Here is a 25,065-nt window from a genome sequence, read left to right on the forward strand (position 1 = left end):
TTTTCTCACCTTTTTTTCATTCTCATGATGCCCTCCCTCGTTGTCCTGACCGATTTTTTTGCCGTCACCAACCGCGCCCTCTCCTACGCGGCCGGCCTAGCTGTGCCGCTGCACGCGCAGCTCGTGCTGCTGCACACGCGCTACGACGGGCTGCCCGTGCCGGAAGGGTTCAATGAGCGCCACACCGCGCCGGGCGAGTGGAAAACCGACCAGGCCCTGCGGCACCTGGCCGCTGAGCAGACTGTGCCCACCGAAGTGGACGTAGCCGAAGGCTTCCTGCCCGAGGCCGTGACGGAGGCCGTGCGCCGCCATCATCCCTTGTGCATGGTGCTGGGCCGGCCGAGTGCCGCCACCGAACCCGCCGAGCTATTGACCAACGCGGTGATGGACCTGCTGCGCCACGCGCCGCATCCGCTGCTGCTGGTGCCCGCAGTGGGCTGGGACGCATTTCCGCCCCGCCGCTTCCTGCTGGCCGTGGACGGGCAGCCCTTCACGTTCAACGACGCCGACCACCAAGAGGTGCTGAGCCGCCTGCTGCAAGCCACCCACGCCACCCTCGACGCGGTGTACGTGACCGACGACGAGCACGCCCTGCCCGGCGCAAGCAACGTGCTGGAAACGGTGCGCGCCAATGACCTGGTCAGCACCTTCGCCGAGAGCCGTTTGCACGAAGTGTACCACGCATCGGCAGTGGCCGGCGTGCTGGAGGAAACGGCCCGCCAGGAGGCGGATGTGCTGGTGGTGGTGGTGCGGCGCCACAGCTTATTGGGCAGCCTGTTCCACAGCAGTGTCACGGCGCAACTCATTCAGGAAAGCGCCATTCCGGTCCTGCTGCTGCCCGCGGAGGATTAACGCCTTGGCCCGGGCGCGGGCTGGTTCTTTTTGCGTGCTGCTCCACCTTTTTGCTCTTCGCGATGAATTCGTCCGTCTTAGTACTCGCCAATTTCCCGGAGGCCGCCGAACACACGGCGCGGGTTGCCGCCGCGCTGGCCGCCCCGCTGCACCTGCCGCTGGTGCTGCTCCACCTCGATGTGTATCCGGTGATGCTTGAACCGGAGCTGGTGGCCGCCTCAGCCGAGCAAACCCAACGCAACGAAGCCGAAACCATGGCCGGCCTGCGGGCCCTGGCGCACCGCTTGCCCGGGCCCACGCAGGTGGCCGAGTCGGGGGGCATTCTGTGCGACGCGGTGGATGCGGCCGTGGCGCAATACCACCCCCTGCTGCTGGCGATGGGCCTCAGCCCCGAACACGACATGCTGGACCACTGGCTGCACAACCAGCTGCTGCCCGTGCTACGGGCCACGCACCAGCCGCTGCTGCTGGTGCCGGAAAGCTGCAGCCCGGCCGCCCCGGCCCCTCCCCGCCGCGTGCTGCTGGCGCTTGATGCCGAGCCGTTCCGCCTCAATGCGGCCGCGCGGGCGCTAGCGCCGTTGCTGGCGGCCTGGCAAGCCGCCTTCACGGTGGCGCACGTGGTGACCGGCCAGGAGCCGGAAGCCAACCCAAGCCGCATGGCAATGGCCGATGTCCGGGCCAGCGGCCTGCTGCCGCCGGATGCCCCGCTGTGGCTATACCAGGAACGCCACGCCCAGCCGGCGGCTGGCGTGCTGCAAGCCCTTGCTGATACCCACGCCGACTTGGTGGTTTTGATGGCCCGGCCGCACAGCTTCCTGGGCCGCCTGTTCCATCGAAGCGTGACGGCGCAGGTGCTGCGCCACAGCCGGGTACCGGTGCTGCTGGTGCCCGTGGAGGCACCCGAACTACCTGGCTGGATGCCCGCCATGACCTGAGAAACGAATTAACCCGCTGCCTTTTTTATCTAAAGACACCCCGACCATGTCGCTCAACCTTGTTGTTTTCGCCGGCTTTTATCCCACCGCCCGCCACACGGTGCATTACGCCAACAACCTGGCGCAGGCCCTCCACGGGCAGTTGGTGCTGCTGCACGTCAAGCGGGCCTCCTCGTTCGACCCCTACGAGCTGATGGCCGAAAGCTTCCGCCAGGAAGAGCTGGCCTGCGAAACCGAAACTGCAGCGGCGCTTTACCGCCTGGCCGATGAGCTGCACATCTCACCCAACGTGGAAGTGGCCACCGACCTGCTGCCCGTAGTGGCCGAAGACCTGGCCAAAAGGTACCAGCCGGCCCTGTTCGTGCTCAGCCAAGCCGACCCGGAAAGGGCCGAAATCAGCATCGCCGCCGACTGCGCCGAGCTGCTACGGGCAGGGCACTTTCCCGTGCTGCTGGTGCCACCCACCATTCCGGCCGACCAAGCTCCGCGCCGCATTTTAATTGCGACCGACCGCGAGCCCTTCGCCCTGGCTGCCAATGCCCAGGCCCTGCGCCAGCTGCTCGCGCTACCCGGCGCGGAGCTCATTGTGGCCCACGTATCGAGCGGGGTGGAAGACGACGAAGGCTGCAGCGCCGCGCTGCGGAACGTCCAGCTAAGTGGGCTGGTGCAGGGCCTGCCCACGCCCGAGCTGCGCGGCTACGTAAACGACGACTATGCCAAAGGCCTGCTCGCAGCCGTGCAGGACACCCAGGCCGACTTGGTGATTGTGCTGGCCCGCGAGCGCAGCTACCTGGGCGAGTTGTTTCACCATAGTGTGACGGCTTACCTGCTAGCCCACTGCCCCGTGCCAGTACTGGTGCTGCCGGTGGCACCTGTAGCCGTCGCGTCCGATTCCGGCCATCTTGCCACGGCTACTCTGCTTACCAATTCGGTGCTTTCCGGCCTGGCGCCCGCCAACTGAGCTTCTCGCCGAAGCCACGCAATACATCCGCTTTTCTTTTTCACCACGGGCTGAAACCAGCCCTTAAAACCACCCTTGCCATGATAACGCCCACCATTCTTTTCTCGGTATTTATGCTGGCTACGCTGGCCGTGTTCAGTGCTTACAAGCACGCTTCCAGCTCGAACCCGACGCCGCTGCGGTAGCGCTTTCAAGGAAGTGTTTCTACCAGCCTGATGCCTGCTACCCTGCAAGTAATTGCCCGCTTTTTTATGAGACAGAAGCCAGCGGTTGAAGCCGCTGAAATTGAAGTTCAGGCACCGCCGGCCGGCCGCGTGCTGGCCCTAAACGGCGGCTCGTCGAGCATCAAATTCGCGGTCTATGGCCTGGGCGAAACGTCGGAGCGAGGCCTGCACGGCCACCTCGACCGCATTGACCTGCCCGGCACCACGCTCACCATTGCCGATGCCGGGCAGCCGGCCACCACCGTTGCGGTGGCGGCGACCGACCAGCGCGCCGCCGTGGCTTTTTTGCTCGATTGGCTCGAAGCAAACGCCGATTTCGGCACCATCCGGGCGGTGGGGCACCGGGTGGTGCACGGCATGGCGCACCACGCGCCGGAGCGCATCACTCCGGCGCTGGTGGCCGAGCTGCGCCAGTTTCGCGCCTTCGACCCCGACCACCTGCCCGGCGAGCTGGCGCTGATTGAAGCCTTGCAAAAGCGCCACCCCAAGCTGCCGCAGTTTGCTTGCTTCGACACGGCTTTTCATCACGACATGCCACGGGTAGCGCAAATGCTCCCGCTCCCACGTCGCTTCGAGGCGCAGGGATTGCGGCGCTACGGTTTCCACGGCCTGTCTTACGCCTATTTGCTGGAAGAGCTGGGCCGACTGGCTGGCCCTGCAGTCGCGAATGGCCGCCTGATTTTGGCGCACCTAGGCAATGGGGCCAGCCTGGCCGCCGTGCACCACGGCCGCAGCCTCGATACCACCATGGGCTTCTCGCCGGCCGGCGGCCTGCTGATGGGTACCCGCCCCGGCGACCTCGACCCCGGCATCACCAACTACTTGCTGCACACCGAAAAGCTCACCGGCCCGCAGCTCAACAACCTGCTTAATCACGAAGCCGGCCTGCTCGGCGTCTCCGAAACCAGCTCCGACATGCGGGATTTGCTGGCTGCTCAGGCAACCGACGAGCGCGCCGCCGAGGCCGTGGCGCTGTTCTGCTATCAAGCCCGCAAAGGCGTGGGCGCATTCGCAGCCGTACTGGGCGGGCTCGATACGCTGGTGTTTGCCGGCGGAATTGGCGAGCACGCGGCCGAGGTGCGCGCCCGCATTTGCCAGGGGCTGGCGTTTCTGGGCATCAAGCTGGATGAAGCCCGCAACGCAACCCACGCGGGCGTGATTTCTAGCGTGGGTAGTCGCGTGACGGTGCGCGTGATTCCGACGGACGAGGAGCGCATGATTGCCCGCACAGTGGGGCGCCTGGTTTCAGTGGCAGGTAGCTAAAATCAGGCGGTCATGCTGAGCGTAGTCGAAGCATCTCTACCGCGCAACCAATCAGGTTTACTGCTGCGGTAGAGATGCTTCGACTACGCTCAGCATGACGTTCTAAATGCCCTAAAAACGACCAAAATCATAACCCCAACATGCAAACCGAAACCCTCACCGAAGCGCCCGTGGCCACGCCCCTCACGCCGGATATGCTGCGCCGCATCGACGCGTATTGGCGGGCGGCCAACTACCTGTCGGTGGGCCAGATATACCTCCTCGACAACCCGCTGCTGCGCGAACCGCTCACCCTGGCCCACATCAAAAAGATGCTGCTGGGGCACTGGGGCACCACGCCGGGCCAAAACTTCATCTACACCCACCTCAACCGGGTTATCAAGGCGCACAATTTGGACATGGTGTACCTCTCCGGGCCGGGCCACGGCGGGCCGGCGGTGGTGGCCAGCACCTACCTCGAAGGCACGTACAGCGAGGTGTACCCCAACATCAGCCAGGACGCGGCGGGGCTGAAGCGGCTGTTCACGCAGTTCTCGTTTCCGGGTGGCATTTCGAGCCACGCGGGGCCCCAGACGCCAGGCTCGCTGCACGAGGGCGGCGAGCTGGGCTACTCGCTGAGCCACGCCTTCGGGGCGGTGTTTGATAATCCGGACCTCATCGCAGCCTGTGTGATTGGCGACGGCGAGGCCGAAACCGGCCCGCTGGCCACCGCCTGGCACTCCAACAAGTTCCTCAACCCGGCCCGCGATGGCGCCGTGCTGCCCATCCTGCACCTTAACGGTTACAAGATTTCCAACCCCACGGTCCTGGCCCGCATCACCCACGAGGAGCTCGACCAGCTGCTGCGCGGCTACGGCTGGACGCCATACTTTGTGGAAGGCCACGAGCCCGCACTGATGCACCAGGCCATGGCCGAGGCCCTCGACCACATCATCGCCGACCTTTGGGATATTCAACTAAACGCCCGCGAAACCGGCGACCTCACCCGCCCGCGCTGGCCGATGCTGGTGCTGCGCTCGCCCAAAGGCTGGACCGGCCCCGCCACCGTGGACGGACGGCCCAACGAAGGCACGTTCCGGGCGCACCAAGTGCCGCTGGCGGTATCGGCCAGCGCCCCGCCCGAGCATTTGGCGCAGCTGGAAGCCTGGCTCCGAAGCTACAAGCCGGAGGAATTATTCGACATTAACGGCTGCCTGATGCCTGAATTAGCCGAGTTAGCTCCCGCCGGCACCCGCCGCATGGGCGCCAACCCGCACGCCAACGGCGGCCAGCTGCTGCGCGATTTGCGCCTGCCCGATTTCTGCGACTACGCCGTGGCCGTGCCCGCGCCGGGCGCGGTGCTAGCCAGCGACACGGCCGTGACCGGCCAATTCCTGCGCGACGTGCTGCGGCTGAACGCGGAGCCGCGCAACTTTCGGGTTTTTGGGCCCGATGAAACCGCGTCGAACAAGCTCGAAGCGGTATTTGAGGCCACCAACCGGCAGTGGAATGCTGAGGTGGAAGCCAACGACGAATTTTTGTCGCCCGATGGCGGCGTGCTCGAAATGCTGAGCGAGCACCAGTGCCAGGGCTGGCTGGAAGGCTACCTGCTCACGGGCCGCCACGGGCTGTTCAACAGCTACGAGGCCTTCGTGCACATCGTCGATTCGATGTTTAACCAGCACGCCAAATGGCTGAAGCTGACGCTGGAAATCCCGTGGCGGCGCAAGCTGGCTTCGCTCAACTACCTGCTCACGAGCACCGTGTGGCGGCAGGACCACAACGGCTTCACGCACCAGGACCCTGGCTTTATCGACCACGTTATCAACAAGAAAGCCAGCATCGTGCGCGTGTACCTGCCGCCCGATGCCAACTGCCTGCTCTCGGTGATGGACCATTGCCTGCGCAGCCGCCATTACGTGAACGTGATTGTGGCTGGCAAGCATCCCGGGCCGCAGTGGCTGAGCATGGATGCCGCCCAGAAGCACTGCACCGAAGGCATCGGCCTCTGGCCCTGGGCCAGCACCGACGCCGGCCAGGAGCCCGACGCCGTGCTAGCCTGCTGCGGCGACGTGCCGACGCTGGAAGCTCTGGCCGCCGCCAGCATCCTGCGCGAGCACCTGCCGGAGCTGAAAATCCGGGTCGTAAACGTGGTCGATTTGCTGAAGCTCCAGCGCAGCACCGAGCACCCCCACGGCCTGAGCGATGCCGACTACGACGCCCTTTTCACCCGCGACAAGCCGGTGGTATTCGCCTTCCACGGCTACCCCTGGCTGGTGCACCGCCTCACCTACAACCGCGCCAACAACCAGCACTTGCACGTGCACGGCTACCGCGAGGAAGGCACGGTTACGACGGCCTTCGACATGGCCGTCCTCAACGAACTCGACCGCTTCCACCTCGTGCTCGACGTGCTCAACCTCGTGCCCAGCCTGGGCAACAAGGGCGCCTACCTCAAGCAGTTTATCAAGGATAAGCTGGTGGAACACAAGCTCTACATCACCCACCACGGCGAGGACCTGCCCGAAATCCGGGAGTGGACGTGGAAGGGATAACTGGCTCGCGTAACCATAAAAAAAACGTCATGCTGAGTGCAGCCGAAGCATCTCTACCGCGCAACTAATCCTTTCGATTGAGTTTACTGCTGCGGTAGAGATACTTCGGCTGCGCTCAGCATGACGGCCTAGGGAATAGACTCTACATCTAGCCATTTGCCAATTGACGAATATCTCCTCCTCTTCCCACCTGACATTATGAACGTTACCGTCTTCAGCACCCTGGCCTTTGAGCGCCCTTTTCTGGAACAGGCCAATGCCGGCCGCCACGAGCTGCGGTTTTTCAAAGCCAGCCTCAACGCCATCACCGTGGCCCTGGCGCAGGGCTCGGAGGCCGTCTGCGTATTCTCCCCCGACGACGTGTCGGCTCCGATTCTGGAGCAGCTGCACGCCCACGGCGTGCGCTGCGTGGTGGTGCGCGCCGCCGGCACCGACAACGTGGACCTGCCCGCCGCCACCCGGCTGGGCCTGCGCGTGGCCAATGTGCCCGACTACTCGCCCTATGCCATCGCCGAGCACGCCGTGCTGCTGATACTGGCCCTGTGCCGCCACCTGCGCCAGGCCAGCCAGCAGCTGCGGGCCAATGACTTTTGCCTCGACGACCTCATTGGCTTCGACCTGCACGGCAAAACCGTGGGCATCATGGGCGTGGGGCGTATCGGGGGCGTGGTGGCGCGCATTCTGCACGGTTTCGGCTGCCAGCTGCTGGGCGTGGATGTGCAGCCCAACCCCGACCTGACCGCGCAGTTTGGCCTGCGCTACGTGACGCTGCCCGAGCTCTGCGCCCAGGCCGACATCATCTCGGTGCATACGCCCCTCACCGCCGAAACCCGTCATCTGATTGATGACCAGCTGCTGGCGCAGATGAAGCGTGGCGTGCTGCTGGTGAACACCGGCCGGGGCGGCGTGCTCGCCACCGAAGCCGCCCTGCGCGCCCTCGATTCGGGCCAGCTCGGCTACCTCGGGCTCGACGTGTACGAGCACGAAAAGGGCCTCTTCTTCGGCAACCACAGCACCGAGCAGTTGCGCGATGCCACCTACGCCAAGCTGCTCACTTACCCAAATGTGTTCCTCACCGGCCACCAGGCCTACCTCACCCGCGAGGCCCTCACCAACATTGCCGATGCCACCGTGGCCAGTCTCAATGCCTGGGCTCAGGGCCAGCCCGTGCCCCACCAGTTGTAAGGGGCTTGGCCGAATAGGCGAAAAAAAAACGGTTATGCCGCGCGCAGCGAACCGAAGGGCGGCGTAGCCGAAGCATCTCTACCGCGCAAGCAATTCATTTACTCTCGCGGTAGAGATGCTTCGGCTGCGCTCAGCATGACGTGCTGTTTCTCCTGCTCCCTTCTCAAATCCCTCCCGCAATGTGGTCCTACCTGTTTGTTTTTCTCGGGACCTTCCTGTTTGATGTGGTGCCGTTTCCGCTTCTGCCGGCATTCACCGTCATGATTTTTTTTGCACGTTTACTACGGGTTATCTGTGTGGCCGGTGCAGTTAATTGGGGTGGCGGGGTCCATTCTGGGGCGCTACCTGCTTACGCTTTACTTCCCGGCGCTGTCGAGCAAATACTTCAAGCCGGCGAAGAACGAAGACGTGCAGTTTCTGGGCGAGCAGCTGAAAGCCAAAGGTTGGAAAAGTCAGCTGTTCATCGTCGGCTACTCGCTGGTGCCGCTGCCCGCCACACCCTTATTTCTGGCTCGCGCCATGGCCCGAATAGTCCCCCGCTACCGCATTCCATCCTTCTTTGTGGGCAAGCTCACCCGCGACAGCGCGGCCGTGGCTACGGGTCGCTACGCCTCGCAGAACCTCAGCAGCCCGCGCGCGAAGCCGGGCGGGTTGGCCGTGATGTACTGCTCGCTCTGGACGGGCACCCCATCCGGCCCTTCGTGCACAAAAATGCCGTGGCCACCGTGGGCACCGACGGGCTGGTGGACAACACCATCATCAACCTGACCGCCGGCCCCGGCCCTGCCGCCCCGCCCGTGAACCCCGGCGACGCGCGGCAAACCCGCACGGCCGTAGGCATCGATGCCATGCTGAGCACGCTGGATGTATCCAACAAAAACCTGGTGGGCATCACCCGCGACCTGCGTGAGATTACCGGCAAGCTCAACGGCAGCAAAGCCCTCTGGGACCTGCTTAACGACCAGACCCTGGCCAGCAGCGTGCACCAGAGCATGGAGACCCTGCAGCACAATTTCCTGCTGCGCGGCTACTTTTGGCGCCAGGAAAAAAAGAAGGCGCAGGCGCTGGGTAAACAAGGGGATGCCCACATACCCAACCCGGCAGCCCGGTAGCGCGGTTTAACGGTGCCGCTGCACTAGCGCGTTAAACTTATTCCGGCAGAAATTTCATTTGGGCGTCCAGATAAGCGTATATTACATGAACTCGGGGTAATCCCGACTGAAGTGTAAGGCATAAAGCGTGCGCATTCAGGCTTGCTGCTTACACGGAGAAGAATTCTCACCGTCTGTTTTTTGGGTTACCCAATTGGGCCGCTCAGCCTGCATTCTTGCGCTGCTGCCATGCCTACTGTTGCCCCACCGCTACGCGCGGCCCTGCACTTTCCTGCCGAACTGCTACAGCCTTTGCTGGAGGTGTCGCTCACGGCCATCAACCTGCTACGGCCGGTGTACCGGCCTGATAGCGAGGAAATCGAGGATTTCACGCTGGAATACCTCAACCTGGCCGGTCAGCGCATCATGCGCCTGCCCGAGCAGCCGGACGGCACCCTGCTTACCCACCTGCCCCACGCGCTGGCCACTGGCATCTTCGCCTTCTACCGCCACGTGTACGAGACCGGCGAGGCCGGCCGCTACCACCTCAATTACCCGCACGACGGGCTCGACCAGTTCTTTCGGCTGGCCGCCCGGCGCTGCGGGGAAATGCTGCTGGTGAGTTTTACCGCCGATGAAGTTTCGCCCGACCGGGACGCCATAGAAGCTGCCTTGCGCGCCAGCCAGGCCCGCGAGCAGGCGGCCCGCACCGAGGCGGAAACCCAACGGGGCGAGTTGCAGCGCGTGGTGGAACAGGCCCCTGTGGCGCTGGCCATTGCCCGCGGCCCCGACCTGGTAGTGGAAGCCGCCAACCCGGCCATTCTCGCCCTGTGGGGCAAGCCGCCCGAAGAGGCCCTCGGCAAGCCCTTGCTTGAAGCGGTACCCGAAGCGGCGGGCCCGGGCCATCGCGCATTGTTTGAAAGCGTGCTGCGAACCGGGCAGCCGGTGGTGGCCCGCGAGCACGCGGCGCCAAACTTGTCGACCGGCAGCCAGGAGACGCCTTTTTTCGACTTTGTGTACCAGCCCCTGCGCGACGAGCAGGGCCAGGTAACCGGCGTGATAACCGTGGCCACCGAGGTAACCCAGCTGGTGCAGACGCGCCAGCAGGTGCAGGACCTCAACGAACAGCTGGCGGCCGCCAATAGCAAGCTCGAAAGCCTGAACGCGGGGCTGCGGACCACCAACGCCACGCTGCTCACCGCCCAGGGCGAGCAGCAGCAGCTCAACGACGTGCTGGAAGCCCGCGTGGCCGAGCGCACCCTGGCCCTGCAAGCGGCGCTGGCCGAAACCGAAACGCAGCGGCGGCGGCTGCACGAGCTGTTTGAGCAAATGCCCCTGGCCATTGCGGTGCTTCAGGGCCCGGAGTACGTTATTGAGATGGCCAACCCCACGGTGTGCACGTTGTGGGGCCGCACCCCGGCGCAGGCCTTGGATACGCCCTTGTTCGACCTGCTACCCGAAATCCGGGACCAGGGGTTCAAGGAGCTGCTGGACGAGGTGGTGCGCACCGGGGTGCCCTACGTGGCTACGGAGCTGCCGTCGGTGCTGCTGCGCCACGGGCGGCGCGATACGCTGTACTGGAATTTCGTATACCAGCCGCTATTTGCGCCCAGTGGGCAGGTTACCGGCATCACGGTCATGGCCACAGAGGTGAGCGCCCAGGTAACGGCGCGCCTGCACCTGGCGGCGCAGCAGCAGTTGCAGGCCGTGTTCGAGCAGGCCCCCGTGGCGATTGGGGTATTCAGCGGCCCCGACTACGTGGTGGATGTGTGCAACCCCGGCCTGCAGGCTATTTGGGGGCGCACGGCTGCGCAAGCGGTCAACCGGCCCTTGTTCGAGGTACTGCCCGAGATTCGCAACCAAGGCTTTAAAGAGCAGCTGGACGAAGTGGTGGCCACAGGGGTGCCCTACCTGGCCCACGAAGTACCGCTGCAGGTGCTCCATCAGGGCCAGCCAACTACGCTGTACGTCAACTTCGTGTACCACCCGCTGCGCGATGCCCAGGGGTACGTGAGCGCCGTGGCCGCCGTGGCTACCGATGTGACGGAGCAGGTGAGTGCCCGCCGGCAGGTGCAGCGCTTGAACGAGGCCAACGTGCAGCGCCTGAACCGGGAGCTCGCCGCCAGCAACGCCGACCTGCTCGCGAACAACCACGAGCTGACCGACACCAACCGGCAGCTCACCCGCGCCAACGTGGATTTGGACAACTTCATCTACACCGCTTCCCACGACCTGAAAACGCCCATCACCAACATCGAAGGCTTGCTGCAGGAGCTCTTATTCTCCTTGCCGGCCAGCATCCAGCGCTCCGAACCGGTGCGGGAGGTGCTGGCCATGATGCAGAAGGCCGTGGAGCGGTTCCAGCAAACCATTGTGCACCTCACCGACATTTCCCGGTTGCAGCTGGCCCATGTCCAGCCCGCCGAAGAGGTGAACCTGGCAGATGTAATAGAAAACGTGCGCCTTGATTTGACCCCCCAGCTCGCTGCCGCGGGAGCACAGCTGGAAGTGGATGTGGTCCGCTGTTCCCGCTTGTCGTTTTCGCCCAAGAACCTGCGCAGCATCGTGTACAACCTGCTCAGCAACGCGGTGAAGTACCGCGCCCCGGCGCGCCCCTTGCGGGTGCAGGTGCGCTGCCACAGTGCCGCCGGCGCGACCGTGCTCGAAGTGCAGGACAACGGATTAGGGCTTGATGCGCTCCAGCAAGGCAAGCTTTTCGGGATGTTCGTACGCTTCCACGACCATGTTCCGGGCTCGGGCATTGGGCTCTACATGGTGAAGAGAATTGCGGAAAATGCCGGCGGTACCGTAACGGTACGCAGCGAGCCGAACGTGGGGACGACCTTCGTCGTGACCTTGCCACGCATGGTCCGGGACCACGAAGCCGGCGCACATCAAGTGCCTTAGTCTGGGGTGAGGGCCATGGGCGCAAGCTTGCGCAATACCAGCAAGATGGTTTCGGCGTCGGGCAGGCGGCAGGCGCGCCACAGCTCAATGCCGTGGTGCAGGAGCACGAAACACGGCAGGTCGGTCGCGTGGAAGCTGCTTACGACGGAAGGATGGGTAGTGGCGTCGATGCGCAGCACCCGCACGGCACTGCCCAACTGCAGCTGCAGCTCCGTGAGCGCCTCTGAGCTAACCGATGGGCCCAACCGGGTGGGGCCCGGCACTGCCAGCAGCGCCAGCAGCACGGCGGCTTCGGTAGCGGGAAGCCAGGCAGAAGGTCGGGCGGTGGCCATCAGTAATTTGAACAAGCAAGCATGAGCAAATGTACCGGCCTCCCCCCGTGGCCAGCATGATGCCCATCAGGTCGCGGGCTGACGATTGTCAGGCCGGGGATATTAAATACCGACCTTGCACCCCGGCCGAAACGTGGGCCGCCCCTTACCAACGACCTTGTGCCACCATTCCTTAGCCTGCCATGCTGACGAGCTCCTACCCTGGCGTCCTGACCGACCTGCTCTACACGCAGGCCAAAGAATTTATGGGCATTTACGACCCGCAGCTGGGGTGGTTCACCCAGGTGAACCCGGCCGGGGTGCGGCTGCTGGGCTACCCCTCCGAGCCCGCCTTTCTGGCCGACCCCGACCACTCGCTGCGCACCCCGCCCTGGACCGGCGCCCAGTGGGATGCCCTGTGCGAGCAAGCCCAGCGGGAAGGCCGCCAGACGGTGCAGGCCCAAATCCGGCGCCACACCGGCGAGTCCTTCAGCGGCTACCTGGAGCTGGCGTATTTTCAGGTGGAAGGCCGGCGGTATTTTCTGGTGCACATCACCGAAAAAAGCCCGCTGCAGCAGGCCGAGCGCGAGCTGGCCCACAGCCGCCGACGCTTTGAGGCGGTATTTGCCAACGCCACCATCGGCATTGTGGTGTGCGACCGGGCCGGCAATATGGTGTCGGCCAACGAGCTCGCCGGCCAGCTGTTTGGCTACGCGGCGGCCGAGCTGCTGGGCCAGCGCATCGAAGTGCTGGTGCCCGACGCCATTGGCCGCAAGCACGCGCAGCTGCGCGAGTCCTTCAATGCCCAGCCGCAGGTGCGGAGCATGGGCGCGCACCGCGGCGATTTGGTGGGGCTGCGCAAAGACGGCTCGGAGTTTCCCGTGGAAGCCAGCCTAAGCTACTTCCACCTCGACGAGGAGCTGTACGCGGTGGCTTACATCCTCGACATCAGCGCTAAAAAGGAAGCCGAGCAGGAGCTCACGGCCCAGCAGCAGCGCGTGACGCGCCTCAACGCCGACCTGGAGCAGACGGTAGCCGACCGCACCCACGCTCTGATGAATACCCTGGAGCAACTGGAGCAGCGCGGCCGGGAGCTGGCCACGGCCCTGGCCGCCGAGCAGGAATTGGGCGAGCTCAAATCGCGCTTCGTGAGCATGGCCTCGCACGAGTTTCGCACGCCGCTCACGGCCGTGCTCAGCTCGGCCGAGCTCATTGGCGAGTACGCCGAAGGGCCGCACCAGGAAAAACAGCTTCGGCACGTGCAGCGCATCCGCTCGTCGGTGAAGCACCTGAACGATATCCTGGAAGAGTTTCTCTCGGTGGGGCGCATCGAGGAAGGCCGCATTGAGGCTCGGCCGGTGCTGCTGGACCTGCCCGGCCTGCTCCACGAAACAATGGCCGACGTGTACAGCCTACGCAAAGCCGGCCAACGCATCGAGAGCGAAATGCAGTGCCCCGAACCCCTGCGCGTGGATCCCTCGCTGCTGCGCAAAATTGTGGTCAACCTGCTGTCCAACGCCCTGAAGTATTCCGGCGAAAACGCGGTGGTGTGGCTGCGCGCCGACTGCCGCGACCAGCGCCTCACCCTGAGCGTGCAGGACCAGGGCGTGGGCATTTCCAAGGAAGACCAGGAGCATTTGTTCGAACGATTTTTCCGGGCCCGCAACGTGAGCACGGTGCCGGGCACGGGCCTCGGGCTCTACATCATTGCCAAGTACCTGGAGCTCATGCACGGCACCGTGGCCCTGCACAGCGAGCTGGGCGTGGGCACCACCGTCACCATTACCATTCCCTATGAAAACCATTCTGCTGATTGAAGACGACGACGCCATCCGCGAAAACACGGCCGAGCTCCTGGAGCTGGCCGGCTTCGGGGTGCACACCGCCGAGAATGGCCAGCTAGGCGTAGCGCAGGCGCTGGCCACCAGGCCCGACCTCGTCATCTGCGACATTATGATGCCCGTGCTCGACGGCTACGGCGTGCTCCAGATATTTAATCAGAACGCGCAGCTGGCGGGCGTGCCCTTCATCTTCCTCACGGCCAAAACCGAGCGCACCGACCTGCGCCGCGGCATGGAGCTCGGCGCCGACGACTACCTCACCAAGCCCTTCGACAAGGCCGAGCTGCTGAGCGCCATCGCGGGCCGCCTCCACCGCTTCCAGCACCTCAAGCCCGAGTACGATTTGCAGCAGGGCGGCCTGGGCGAGTTTCTGGACGACGCCCGCGTCGTGGGCAACTTGAGCAGCTTGTCGGCCGACCGCAAGGTGCACGCCATCCGCCGAAAGCAGAACATCTACCTCGAAGGCGACGAGCCCACGCGGGTGTACTTCGTGAAAGCCGGCCGGGTGAAAACGCTCAAATCCAACGACAGCGGCAAGGAGCTGATTACGGGTTCCTACGGCCCGGGCGAGTTTTTTGGGTACCTGCCGCTGCTGCAGCACACGGCGCACCACGATTCGGCCGTGGCCACCGACGACTCAGAGTTGGTGTACATCCCGAAAGACGACTTCACCCAATTGCTGCTTCGCAACCCCGAGGTAGGCCAGCAATTCATCCGCCTGCTGGCGGGCCGGGTGAGCGAGCGGGAAACGCAGCTGCTGGCCATGGCCTACAGCTCCATCCGCCGCCGCGTGGCCGACACCCTACTGCAGCTGCACGCCCAGGCCGGGCCCGACGCGCACATCCACTTCACCCGCGAAGACCTGGCCGCCATGGTAGGCACCGCGCCGGAGTCGCTGATTCGCACGCTCAGCGAGTTCAAGGCCGACGGCTTGGTGGAGCTGCTGCCCAAAAGCATTCGGGTGCTGCAGCCCGACAAGCTGCGCCAGGCGCGCTGGTAGTTGGGTTGGGATGCGGTCGGGAAACGAAAACAACGACTGTTTGGCAGGATATGGAAGGGCTTATCGGCTTATTTGAAACACCGCTTGGCTGAACAGCTGGCTACTTTGGTCAAATACTCAACCGTCTCGCCGGTTGGCCAATCCAGCTCTTCACCTTTTTATGGGCACTGCCAACTTTTGTGGAAGTTGGTAATGCCCATCCCCGCTCGCCTACGAATCTGCCCTTGCAGGGCCGACTCTTTCCCTCGTTCCTATGTGCTTCTCATTCTCATTGCCGGTGGCGTGCACGTGTTGAGAAAAAGAGGCGACAACCCTCCATTGATAAAGACGCGTGGTCCGGGCTACCCCGCACATGCATGTCAGCCTAACAAGCATCTACACGGCTATTTGGCAGAAAAATTGGCTATCACTTCGACCCGAGACCCGTCTTGATAGGTTTCTTGTGAGAATACGTAAGATAAAGTACTTGTGGTGAGGTTGGCAATTCGATAACGGTCGACGTGGGATTGGGCGTTTGTCATGACCAATTCTGTTTCATTGGAAGCAAGTGCCCAGGTTCCGGTCACTGATTGCCGCTGGGTACAAACAAGTGGTCCTTCGTCAATTGTAAACTTCCGGTCAGCATGGAATTGGGTGCGGTCATCCGAGGAGCAAGGGTCAAAAACAAAGGGGCTCGACGTAGCGACGCCCGCGGCTGTCGTTTGTACCACCCTGGAATTATCGTATATCCAAACAGGAGTTGTTAACATTTCTTCCTTTTTGGTAAGCTGCGGTACCGAGGGGTCAGCTTTTTTGCGGCACTCAGTAAGCACAAAGGTGCTACCAGTGAGCAGCGCTAGCGTTAATAGGCGCAAGGTCATAGTCATGTTAAAAAAAGGTGTGGATAGCTACAACGGCGACTGCCCTATGAATATGCGCCGAATTTGCTTTTTAATTTTAAAGGGCTGTTTCCACCCTAGAAACGACCTTTTTTTTTGCAGCACATATTCTTTGAGATGCTATGGAAATGGCAAAAATCACAACAGTGCACGTCGAGGTGTTCAACGACTACATGAAAAATTCAACCAAAAAACGTGAAAAACCGCCCGCACAGTACCGTTCAGCTAATACCCCATGAGATTGGCCCAATAAAGGTTGGGAACAGACTGGCAAAATGCCTGTTAAGGCAATTAGAGGTAGCAATCCCACCATGGCGGCAGCCGCCTACGCAAAGTCTCCTTTCGGTGAACGGCAGGAATCGGCCCAAACCCAGAGGCTAGCCTGCCCCTATAGCGCGGGTCGAGTTTAAGAAACCCGTCTACGATTCATCGTTCACGAAATACTCCGCAGAGATGAGTTTCGTAAACGCTCAAACCGGAAGTCCCGTCCCCGGCAAAGCATCACGGCGGACGCGGCGGCGCGTTTCGCTGGCCGCCAGGGCCACAGCCGGGGCTGATGAAGCTCAGGCCGGGGGGTGAAGTTTGTCAGGTGGGGGCCGAAAAGGGGCCGGTAGTTTTGGGCTATCCAATGGCAGTCAGCAAAGGGCGTTTCTGCATAAGTTGGAAAGCTCCTTTGCCAACTGTTGCTACTCACTGACCCATGACGCTGGAATTACAATTCGAACTGGCGAACAACGCGAAGGAATGGCTGCCACTGTCCATTTCCTTGGCAGAGTGGCTATCATTTGGCAACATTCACGACCCGTTTTTCCAACCAAATTTCTAATGGAGTTGACCTATCCACCCCTGAAAAGTGGCAGCCTGTTGGCAGGCAGCCACCCTGCCGCTGGCGAACAAAAAGCCTTGGTGCTACTGGAGAAAAACGGCCAGAAGGTTATCTACAAAACCTTCGCGGCCGGCGAAACCATGCCCACCCACCATGCCTCCGTCGACGTATTGGTGGCCGTGCTGGCTGGCCGGCTCACCATCACCCAAGAAGCCATTCCGACCCAGGTGAAGGCCGGTGACTACGTCATCATCCCACTGGGTGCGCCGCATTCGCTGCACTGCCTGGAAGCCGCTCGTATTCTGATATATCGGTAGCCCCCTTCCGGAGCCGTGCCAGAGCGGCAAACTAGTTGCCCAGGGTATGACGGGCAGGCACCTATGCCAATCGTTCGGCCTCGGCCAGCAGGTAATCAACCCCTTGCTGGCCAATCTGGGCCGCGATGGCGGGCTGGCACCCCAGCGCATCCAGGCTGACAAGGCGGCCGCGCACATGTCGAGCAATGCCATCGAAAAAGAAAGCAAATCCCGATTTTATCCCTTGCTCACACTGTTCAGCTTATCAAGTTTAAATAGGTTACCTTTAACCTAATTATGGTAATATTATCATAATTAAATTAAACTAAACAACATGATACTTAAAAGATTATTGCCAATCTCATTTGTAGCTTTTGCTGCATTAATGACGGGATGTTCTAAAGTTCAGTTAAACGACCTAACCCCATCGCAAACCCTGAATAATGAAACTACGCCGGCAGGCTCTTTGCCAGTAGTTAAACTTGGTCTTTCGGGTGAATACGCCATTTTATCAAAAACCGGAGTTACCAATGTTTACAAATCATCGGTTGTCGGAGATGTTGGTTCAAGTCCAATCACCGGAGCAGCTATTTTGGTAACTTGCCCCGAAGTGGTAGGAACCATCTTTTCAGTTGATGCTGCCGGCCCAGCCTGCAAAGTGACCGATGCCACCCGGTTGACCAGTTCCGTGCTTGATATGCAAGCGGCCTACACGGATGCAGCCGGACGCGTAAATCCCGATTTCCTTGATTTGGGTGCCGGAAGTATCGGTGGTAAAACACTTACCCCGGGGCTGTATAAATTCACCAGTGCCCTGCTCATTCCAACCGACATCACCATTGCTGGCGGACCAAACGATGTCTGGATTTTTCAGGTTGACGGCACGCTTACCATGAGCGATGCCGTGCGAATTACCTTAGCTGGTGGTGCACAGGCAAAAAATATCTTCTGGCAGGCTTCAGAAGCGGTTACCTTGGGAACCACCAGCCATTTTGAAGGCATTATCCTGAGCCAGACAGGCATCAATTTAAGGACTGGTGCAACGATAAACGGCAGATTGTTGGCACAAACTGCCGTAACTCTTCAAATGAGTGAAGTCACTCAACCTTGAAGCAATAAATAAGAAACGTAATTCAAAAAGAGACTGCCTTAGCAATGAGGCAGTCTCTTTTTGAATTACGAGCATGGGAGAAACCATCGCAAAGCGATAAATCCTGTATATGTTCGGTTGAAAGGAAATATCGGCGGTGGCTCAGATAAGGGTGGCAATTAAAAAATTCCTTAAATTAAGTTATCAGGCAGTAGTTGTTAGCTATTTGATAAAGACCTGGCTAACAACTAAAAACGAGCAACTGATAACTCGTTTATTTTTGAACGACCACTTAATTAGACGCTTGAAAAACCAGCCAGCGCACTGTTTCTGCTTAATGTAATTAGTTGAAGCAACCCTGCCGCCTTATTTTGGACCACCGCCCAAAAGTAAACGCAACTGCCTTGCTTGAAATGAACCGGCTTTAGCCTCCCCTGGTAGCCCGCTGCCAGACCACCACATTGTGCGGTTAATCTGGGCCCACCTTATTGCAGCGCGAGCGGGTTGCGTTCGCGTAAGCGGTGTTCAAAGAGGGTGGCAATGCTTTGGGCACGCACCTTGGCTTCCTCCGATTTAGGGCCGTTGAATAGCTCATTTACCGTCGCCTCGAACAGAGCCAACCAACGCTGAAAGTGGGCGGCCGCAATGGGCAGCGGCAGGTGCTTGGGAAAGGGCCGGCCGTGGTAACGCGTGGTGCCCAGCAGCAGGCTGCTCCAGAAATCATACATCACGGGCAGGTGGCGGGGCCAGTCGACGTGCGCGAAACCGTTGAACACCGGGTCGAGCAGGGCATCGTGGTTGACTTTGGTGTAGAATGTATCGACGAGTAGCTGCACGTCGGCTTCAGTGGTGATGTCGGGGCGAGAATTGGGCATGACAATAAAAAGGCGGCGGGCTGCCTTCACGCGACAACGGGGCAAAGGTCTGACTTCCGAAACAAAGTGACGCTGAGATGAATCAGGCAGCGAACTGATATTCATCAGCTTTGCGGGCGGGCACCAATCGGAGCTTTGAGGCTGCCATCAGCCTGCTCGCCCGTGCCCCTCACCGCTGCTCCCGAAACCCTGACCCGCGTTGCCTGCATCCACTGCGGCGGCGACTGCCCCGACGAGCCCATTGCGCTACCCGGCCACCCCGAGCTGCACTTTTGCTGCGCCGGGTGCAAGGCCGTATACGAGCTGCTGGCGGCCAGCAACCTGTGCGGCTACTACCGCCTCGACGAGCAGCCTGGGCAGCGCGTGAAGGCGGTGGAACTCCCCGGCCGCTTCGACTACCTGGACCTGGAATCGGTGCAAAGCCAGCTGCTGGCGTTTCGCTCGCCCACCCTGGCCCGGTTCACGCTCACCATCCCGCAGATGCACTGCGCCTCCTGCATCTGGCTACTCGAAAACCTGTTCAAGCTGAACGCGGGCATCCGGGAGTCGCGGGTAAATTTCCTGCGCAAAGAGCTGACGGTAAGCTACCAGCCGGCCGACACCAGCCTGAAAGACGTGGTGACGCTGCTGGCCGCCATTAACTACGAGCCGCAGATTACCCTGGCCGAGCTCGGCGCGCAGCCCCACGCCGCCAGCCGCACGCTGTACTACCAGCTGGGCGTAGCGGCCTTTGGCTTCGGCAACGTGATGCTGCTGGCCTTTCCCGACTACTTTTCCTTCACCGAAGGGCTGCAGGCCACGTTTGGGCAGTTTTTTGGCGGGCTGAGTTTGCTACTGGCCCTGCCCGTGCTGCTGGTGAGTACGCGCAGCTTTTACCAATCGGCGTGGCAGGGACTGCGGCAGCGCTACATCAACCTCGATTTTCCCATCAGCCTCGGCCTCACGGCTCTGTTTGCCACCAGCGTGTTTGACGTGCTCACGCAGCGCGGGCCGGGCTACTTCGACTCGTTCACGGGGCTGGTGTTTTTCATGCTCATCGGCAAATGGGTGCAGCAGCACAGCTACAACGCCCTGCGCTTCGACCGCGACTTCACGTCCTACTTTCCCGTGGCCGTGACCTTGCTCACCAAGTCCGGCGAACAGTCGGTGTCGGTGAAGGAGCTGCTGGCCGGGCAGCGCATTCGGGTGCGTCACCAGGAAATCATTCCGGCCGATGCCGTGCTGCGGCGCGGCGCGGGGCTGATTGACTACAGCTTCGTGTCGGGCGAGAGCGTGCCCGTGACTAAAGCCGTGGGCGACGTGGTGTATGCCGGCGGGCGGCAGGTGGGAGAGGCCGTGGAGCTGGAAGTGGTGCGCGAAGTGTCGCAGGGCTACCTCACGCAGCTCTGGAACAACCCTGCCTTCGAGAAGGAAGCCCGGCCCACACTGGAAACCTACGCCAACCACGTCGGACGCTACTTCGTGGCCCTCACGCTCACGCTGGCCGTGGGCTCGGTGCTGTACTGGTACCCGCACCGCAAATGGCTTTGCGCGCCTTCACTTCGGTGCTGATTATTGCCTGCCCCTGCGCGCTGTCGCTGGCCACGCCCTTTGCCATGGGCGCCGCACTGCGGGTGCTGGGCCGCCGCCAGCTCTACCTGAAAAACGCCGCCGTCATCGAAACCCTGAGCCGCGCCGACACGCTGGTATTCGATAAAACCGGCACCCTCACCGACGCCCACCGCGCCGCAGTCAGCTTCTCCGGCTCGGCCCTATCCCACGAGGATGAGCAGCGCGTAGCAGCCCTCGTCCGGCATTCCACGCACCCGCTGAGCCAGCGCCTGTCCGCGCATTTGGCGCCTTCTGATTTTGTGGTGGAGGAGTTCGCCGAAACACCCGGCCAGGGCATCAGCGGGCTTGTTGTCGGCACACGGGTTCGTGTGGGGTCGGCTGCTTTTGTCGGGGGTTCGTCGACCCCACCCCCTAGCCCCCTCCCCGGTTGGGAGGGGGGACTAGTTTTTAATTCTAGTTCTATCAATCTAGAGTCTAGTCCCCCCTCCCAACCGGGGAGGGGGCTAGGGGGTGGGGTCGACGCCAGCACGAAACCGGCGCATGAACCTGGAAGAGACCATAACACGCTCGCTAAAGCACCAGCAGAGCGAAGTTCGCAGGTGTATGTGGCACTGAACGGGCAGCCCGCCGGGTGTTACGACCTGCGCAGCGAGTACCGCGAGCACCTGCCAGAACTGTTGCAGCAGCTAGGCCAACGCTACCAACTGGCGCTGCTCACCGGCGATAACGAAGCGGACAGCACCCGGCTGCGCCAGTTGTTTGGGCCCGAAGCCGAACTGCGGTTCCAGCAGTCGCCGCTCGACAAGCTGGCGTTTGTGGAAGCTTTGCAAAAGCAGGGCCGCCGCGTGGTGATGGTGGGCGACGGCCTGAACGACGCCGGCGCTCTGCAACGAGCCGACGTGGGCATTGCCCTCACCGAGACCCTCACCAACTTCTCCCCGGCCTGCGACGCCATTCTGGAAGCCGGTAGCTTCGGACGGCTGGCAACCATCCTGCGCTTCGCCCGCGACTGCCGGCACATCGTGCTGGCCACATTTCTACTCTCCTTCTGCTACAACGGCATCGGATTGAGCTTGGCCGTTCAGGGCTTGCTCACGCCCATTGCCTCGGCCATTCTTATGCCCATCAGCTCGCTGAGCGTGATGGTGTTTGCCACGCTGCTGGTGCGCTACGCCGCCCACCGCCGCCAGCTTTAACGATAAATCCCATCTGATATGACCATCATCTTTCTCCTTATCGGCATCAGCCTGCTAGTTGCGCTGCTTTTTCTGGGCGCCTTTCTGTGGGCCGTGCGCTCGGGCCAGTACGAGGATACCTACACGCCCGCGGTGCGGATGTTGTTTGATGAAGAAATTACGCAGAAGAAGTAGCATTAGCGGCCAATTGTACCTTAGGGGCCTCATTGCTACTTAAATTAGGTTTCTACACTTGCTGGTATGGAAGGTTTCACTTGCTCCCGTTGCGGAGTATTTCACGCAGAATTCCCTATGTGTTTTGGGGCAGCGTTTCCTGAATATTATTTCAGCATTCCACCCGAAGAAAGAGACGACCGAGTTGAACTCACGGAAAGCCTTTGTGTGGTGGATGAAACGCATTTCTTCATTCGTGGACGCGTCGAAATCCCAATCATTGACTCTGACGAATTGTTTTGCTGGAATGTGTGGGTGAGTGTGAGCGAGGATAATTTCCGACGCACCAATGAGGTATGGAATGACCCACAGCGAGTGAACGAGCCGGCTTATTTCGGCTGGCTGCAAACGCAGCTTCCGGGTTACGCCGATACCCTCAATATCAAAACGATGGTACACACGCAAGCCGTCGGCGTCATTCCCCGGATTGAGATTGAAGAAGGCCACAACTTGGCCGAAGAGCAGCAGGCAGGAATAACGTGGCAGCGCGTTACGGAACTCGTCGAAATTGCCATGCACGAATAGCAGGGTGACAAGCCGGCCGCCTGACATCAATCAGGCGCTCGGCTGACGTTCGTCATCCTTTCAGAAACGCCCTCACGGGACCTTTGAAGCAGTAAAAACACTCTTCTCAGGCCCATGCAAGCTGAACTAGAATTACCCACTGCGGCCACGCTGCCGCTGCTGGTGGCCCCGCCGCCCGTGCGCGGAATTGAGACCTTCTTCTACGACAACAAGATTGTCCGGGACTTTGGCATTGCCACGGTGGTATGGGGCATAATCGGGATGATGGTGGGGGTGCTGGCGGCCTTTCAGCTGGCCCGGCCCGAGGTGAATCTGGGCAACGCCTACACCACCTTCGGCCGCATCCGGCCACTGCACACCAACGCCGTGATTTTCGCCTTCGTTGGCAACGGCATTTTCACGGGCGTGTACTACTCGCTGCAGCGCCTGTGCAAGACGCGCATGTTCTCCGATGTGCTGAGTAAGGTGCACTTCTGGGGCTGGCAGCTCATCATCGTCTCGGCCGTGATTTCGCTGCCGCTGGGCCTCACCACCAGCAAGGAATACGCCGAGCTGGAGTGGCCCATCGACATTGCCATTACGCTGGTGTGGGTGATGTTTGGCTGGAACATGTTCGGCACCATTGCCCGGCGGCGCGAGCGGCACCTGTACGTGGGCATCTGGTTCTACATCGCCACCTTCCTCACGGTGGCCGTGCTGCACATCGTCAACTCGGCGGCGCTGCCAGTGAACTTCATGAAAAGCTATTCGGCCTACGCCGGCGTGCAGGACGCGCTGGTGCAGTGGTGGTACGGCCACAACGCAGTAGCCTTCTTCCTGACCACGCCCTACCTGGGCCTGATGTACTACTTCCTGCCCAAGGCAGCAGAGCGGCCGGTGTATTCTTACCGCCTGAGCATCATTCACTTCTGGTCGTTGATTTTCATTTACATCTGGGCTGGTCCGCACCATTTGCTCTACACCGCCCTGCCCGACTGGGCCCAAAGCCTGGGCGTAGCCTTCAGTATCATGCTGATTGCGCCGAGCTGGGGCGGCATGATAAACGGCCTGCTCACCCTGCGCGGGGCCTGGGACAAAGTGCGCACCGAACCCGTGCTCAAGTTCTTCGTGGTGGCCATCACGGCCTACGGCATGGCCACGTTCGAGGGTCCGATGCTGGCGTTGAAAAACGTGAATGCCCTGGCCCACTTCACCGACTGGATTGTGGCCCACGTGCACGTGGGGGCCCTGGGCTGGAACGGCTTCCTGACCTTCGGCATGCTCTACTGGTTGTGGCCGCGCCTCTACAAAACGCCGCTGCACTCCACCAAGCTCGCCAATACGCACTTCTGGCTGGGCACGCTGGGCATCCTGTTCTACGCCATCCCGATGTACTGGGCCGGCTTCACGCAGGGGCTAATGTGGAAGCAGTTCAATGCCGAAGGCATGCTGCAATACCCCAACTTCCTCGAAACCGTGTTGCAGCTGGTGCCCATGTACTACCTGCGCGGCATCGGCGGGCTGCTCTACCTGAGCGGCGTGTTCCTGATGATGTACAACCTGTACCAGACGGCCAAGAGCGGCACGTTGCTGGTCAACGAAAAAGCCGAGGCGCCCGCGCTGCTGCCCGCCGCCGTAGACCCGCACGCCACCGGCGGCCACTGGCACCGCTGGATTGAGCGTCGCCCGTTTCAGCTGGCCGTGGGCGCTACGGTGGCCATCCTCATCGGGGGCATTATTGAGATGGTGCCGATGTTTTTGGTTAAGAGCAACGTGCCCACCATTGCCTCGGTGAAGCCCTATACTTCGCTGGAGCTGCAGGGCCGCGACCTCTACATCAAGGAAGGCTGCTCGAACTGCCACACGCAGATGGTGCGCCCCTTCCGCGCCGAAACCGAGCGCTACGGCGAGTACAGCAAAGCCGGCGAGTTCGTGTACGACCGGCCCTTCCTCTGGGGCAGCAAGCGCACCGGGCCCGATTTGCACCGCGTGGGCGGCAAGTACCCCCATTCCTGGCACTACAGCCACATGATGGACCCCACCAGCATGTCGCCCGGCTCCATCATGCCGCCCTACCCGTGGCTGCTCGACAACGAAATCGACTACAGCACGCTGCCCGCCAAAATCCGGGTGCTCCAACAGCTGGGCACCCCCTACCCCGCCGGCTACGACCAGCAAGCCGTGGCCGACGCCCAACAGCAAGCCCAAGGCATCGTGGCGGACCTGAAAAAGGAGGACATCGAGGTGAAATCCGACAAGGAAATTGTGGCCCTGATTGCCTACCTGCAGCGCTTAGGCACCGACATCAAGGTGAAGCCTGAGCAGGCAGCGGCCACGGCTGAAGCAGCGGCCGCGCAGTAGCCCAACCTCACCCCCGGTCCCTCTCCCGCGGAGAGGGGAGCCTGACGCCCGCGCCGAACCGGTGGCCCCTCTCCGCGGGACTCTGCGCATCAAGCAGATGCGGGGTCAGGGGGTGAGGTTCCGGCAGAGGTGCATCATTAAGCTCAGTACAACCGCCCAACGCCATAATCC

At 61.7% G+C, this 25,065-nt stretch carries 21 protein-coding genes; 18 read left to right on the forward strand and 3 right to left on the reverse strand.

From position 1 onward, the window contains the following. Positions 1-24: 24 nt before the first annotated feature. The 9 genes from ABD837_RS23630 (at position 25) to ABD837_RS23670 (ending at position 11,952) form a co-directional block, all read left to right on the forward strand. Positions 25-852 carry a universal stress protein gene (locus ABD837_RS23630; protein WP_345059524.1) on the forward strand — a complete coding sequence of 276 codons (828 nt, stop codon included), beginning with the start codon at positions 25-27 and terminating at the stop codon, positions 850-852. A 62-nt stretch (positions 853-914) separates the two neighbouring features. After that, positions 915-1,787, forward strand: a complete 873-nt coding sequence (locus ABD837_RS23635) for a universal stress protein (RefSeq protein ID WP_345059526.1) — start codon at positions 915-917, stop codon at positions 1,785-1,787. Positions 1,788-1,833: 46 nt separating this feature from the next. Further along, entirely contained in the window at positions 1,834-2,748 is a 915-nt protein-coding gene (locus tag ABD837_RS23640; RefSeq protein WP_345059528.1) for a universal stress protein, read from the forward strand. 251 nt (positions 2,749-2,999) lie between these two features. After that, a complete protein-coding gene (locus ABD837_RS23645) occupies positions 3,000-4,235 on the forward strand; it encodes an acetate/propionate family kinase (RefSeq protein ID WP_345059530.1) in 1,236 nt (411 codons plus the stop codon). Between the two features lie 140 nt (positions 4,236-4,375). Next, positions 4,376-6,769 (forward strand): phosphoketolase family protein, encoded by a 2,394-nt coding sequence (locus ABD837_RS23650; RefSeq protein ID WP_345059532.1) that lies wholly within the window; start codon positions 4,376-4,378, stop codon positions 6,767-6,769. Positions 6,770-6,967: 198 nt separating this feature from the next. Then, positions 6,968-7,954: a 2-hydroxyacid dehydrogenase gene (locus tag ABD837_RS23655; protein WP_345059534.1), complete on the forward strand. Its 987-nt coding sequence runs from the start codon at positions 6,968-6,970 to the stop codon at positions 7,952-7,954. A 270-nt stretch (positions 7,955-8,224) separates the two neighbouring features. Next, positions 8,225-8,722: a hypothetical protein gene (locus tag ABD837_RS23660; protein WP_345059536.1), complete on the forward strand. Its 498-nt coding sequence runs from the start codon at positions 8,225-8,227 to the stop codon at positions 8,720-8,722. Next, positions 8,656-9,066: an MlaD family protein gene (locus tag ABD837_RS23665; RefSeq protein ID WP_345059538.1), complete on the forward strand. Its 411-nt coding sequence runs from the start codon at positions 8,656-8,658 to the stop codon at positions 9,064-9,066. Before ABD837_RS23660 ends, ABD837_RS23665 begins: the two co-directional genes overlap by 67 nt. A gap of 228 nt (positions 9,067-9,294) precedes the next feature. Continuing rightward, a complete protein-coding gene (locus ABD837_RS23670) occupies positions 9,295-11,952 on the forward strand; it encodes a PAS domain-containing protein (RefSeq protein ID WP_345059540.1) in 2,658 nt (885 codons plus the stop codon). On the opposite strand, the gene ABD837_RS23675 is transcribed toward ABD837_RS23670, so the two are convergent. After that, on the reverse strand, positions 11,949-12,284 hold the full coding sequence (locus ABD837_RS23675) for a hypothetical protein (RefSeq protein WP_345059542.1): 336 nt from the start codon (positions 12,282-12,284) through the stop codon (positions 11,949-11,951). The two genes, ABD837_RS23670 and ABD837_RS23675, sit on opposite strands and share 4 nt — an antisense overlap. 182 nt (positions 12,285-12,466) lie before the next feature. Between ABD837_RS23675 and ABD837_RS23680 the strand changes: the two genes are divergently transcribed. Beyond that, the gene (locus ABD837_RS23680; protein ID WP_345059544.1) at positions 12,467-14,080 is read left to right on the forward strand and encodes a sensor histidine kinase; all 1,614 of its coding nucleotides are present in this window, start codon (positions 12,467-12,469) and stop codon (positions 14,078-14,080) included. Continuing rightward, positions 14,058-15,104 (forward strand): response regulator, encoded by a 1,047-nt coding sequence (locus ABD837_RS23685; RefSeq protein ID WP_345059546.1) that lies wholly within the window; start codon positions 14,058-14,060, stop codon positions 15,102-15,104. Before ABD837_RS23680 ends, ABD837_RS23685 begins: the two co-directional genes overlap by 23 nt. Before the next feature lie 383 nt (positions 15,105-15,487). On the opposite strand, the gene ABD837_RS23690 is transcribed toward ABD837_RS23685, so the two are convergent. Next, positions 15,488-15,970, reverse strand: a complete 483-nt coding sequence (locus tag ABD837_RS23690; RefSeq protein ID WP_345059547.1) for a hypothetical protein — start codon at positions 15,968-15,970, stop codon at positions 15,488-15,490. Positions 15,971-16,807: 837 nt separating this feature from the next. On the opposite strand from ABD837_RS23690, the gene ABD837_RS23695 reads away from it, so the two are divergent. Both ABD837_RS23695 and ABD837_RS23705 read left to right on the forward strand, forming a co-directional pair. Then, the gene (locus ABD837_RS23695; RefSeq protein WP_345059549.1) at positions 16,808-17,125 is read left to right on the forward strand and encodes a cupin domain-containing protein; all 318 of its coding nucleotides are present in this window, start codon (positions 16,808-16,810) and stop codon (positions 17,123-17,125) included. 313 nt (positions 17,126-17,438) lie between these two features. Further along, positions 17,439-18,215 (forward strand): ice-binding protein, encoded by a 777-nt coding sequence (locus ABD837_RS23705; RefSeq protein WP_345059551.1) that lies wholly within the window; start codon positions 17,439-17,441, stop codon positions 18,213-18,215. 464 nt (positions 18,216-18,679) lie between these two features. Here the strand turns inward: ABD837_RS23705 and ABD837_RS23710 are convergent, their stop codons facing one another. Beyond that, entirely contained in the window at positions 18,680-19,069 is a 390-nt protein-coding gene (locus ABD837_RS23710) for a group III truncated hemoglobin (RefSeq protein WP_345059553.1), read from the reverse strand. A gap of 162 nt (positions 19,070-19,231) precedes the next feature. Between ABD837_RS23710 and ABD837_RS23715 the strand changes: the two genes are divergently transcribed. From ABD837_RS23715 to ccoN, 5 genes are all read left to right on the forward strand, one after another. Next, the gene (locus ABD837_RS23715) at positions 19,232-20,620 is read left to right on the forward strand and encodes a heavy metal translocating P-type ATPase (RefSeq protein WP_345059555.1); all 1,389 of its coding nucleotides are present in this window, start codon (positions 19,232-19,234) and stop codon (positions 20,618-20,620) included. After that, positions 20,590-21,816 carry a heavy metal translocating P-type ATPase gene (locus tag ABD837_RS23720; protein ID WP_345059557.1) on the forward strand — a complete coding sequence of 409 codons (1,227 nt, stop codon included), beginning with the start codon at positions 20,590-20,592 and terminating at the stop codon, positions 21,814-21,816. Before ABD837_RS23715 ends, ABD837_RS23720 begins: the two co-directional genes overlap by 31 nt. An 18-nt stretch (positions 21,817-21,834) precedes the next feature. Continuing rightward, positions 21,835-21,990: a cbb3-type cytochrome oxidase assembly protein CcoS gene (gene ccoS, locus ABD837_RS23725; RefSeq protein WP_345059559.1), complete on the forward strand. Its 156-nt coding sequence runs from the start codon at positions 21,835-21,837 to the stop codon at positions 21,988-21,990. Positions 21,991-22,056: 66 nt separating this feature from the next. After that, entirely contained in the window at positions 22,057-22,554 is a 498-nt protein-coding gene (locus ABD837_RS23730) for a DUF2199 domain-containing protein (RefSeq protein WP_345059561.1), read from the forward strand. A 114-nt stretch (positions 22,555-22,668) separates the two neighbouring features. After that, entirely contained in the window at positions 22,669-24,894 is a 2,226-nt protein-coding gene (ccoN, locus tag ABD837_RS23735) for a cytochrome-c oxidase, cbb3-type subunit I (protein ID WP_345059563.1), read from the forward strand. Positions 24,895-25,065 lie beyond the last annotated feature (171 nt).

The sequence above is a fragment of the Hymenobacter glaciei genome, assembly GCF_039539585.1.
Taxonomy (GTDB): domain Bacteria; phylum Bacteroidota; class Bacteroidia; order Cytophagales; family Hymenobacteraceae; genus Hymenobacter; species Hymenobacter glaciei.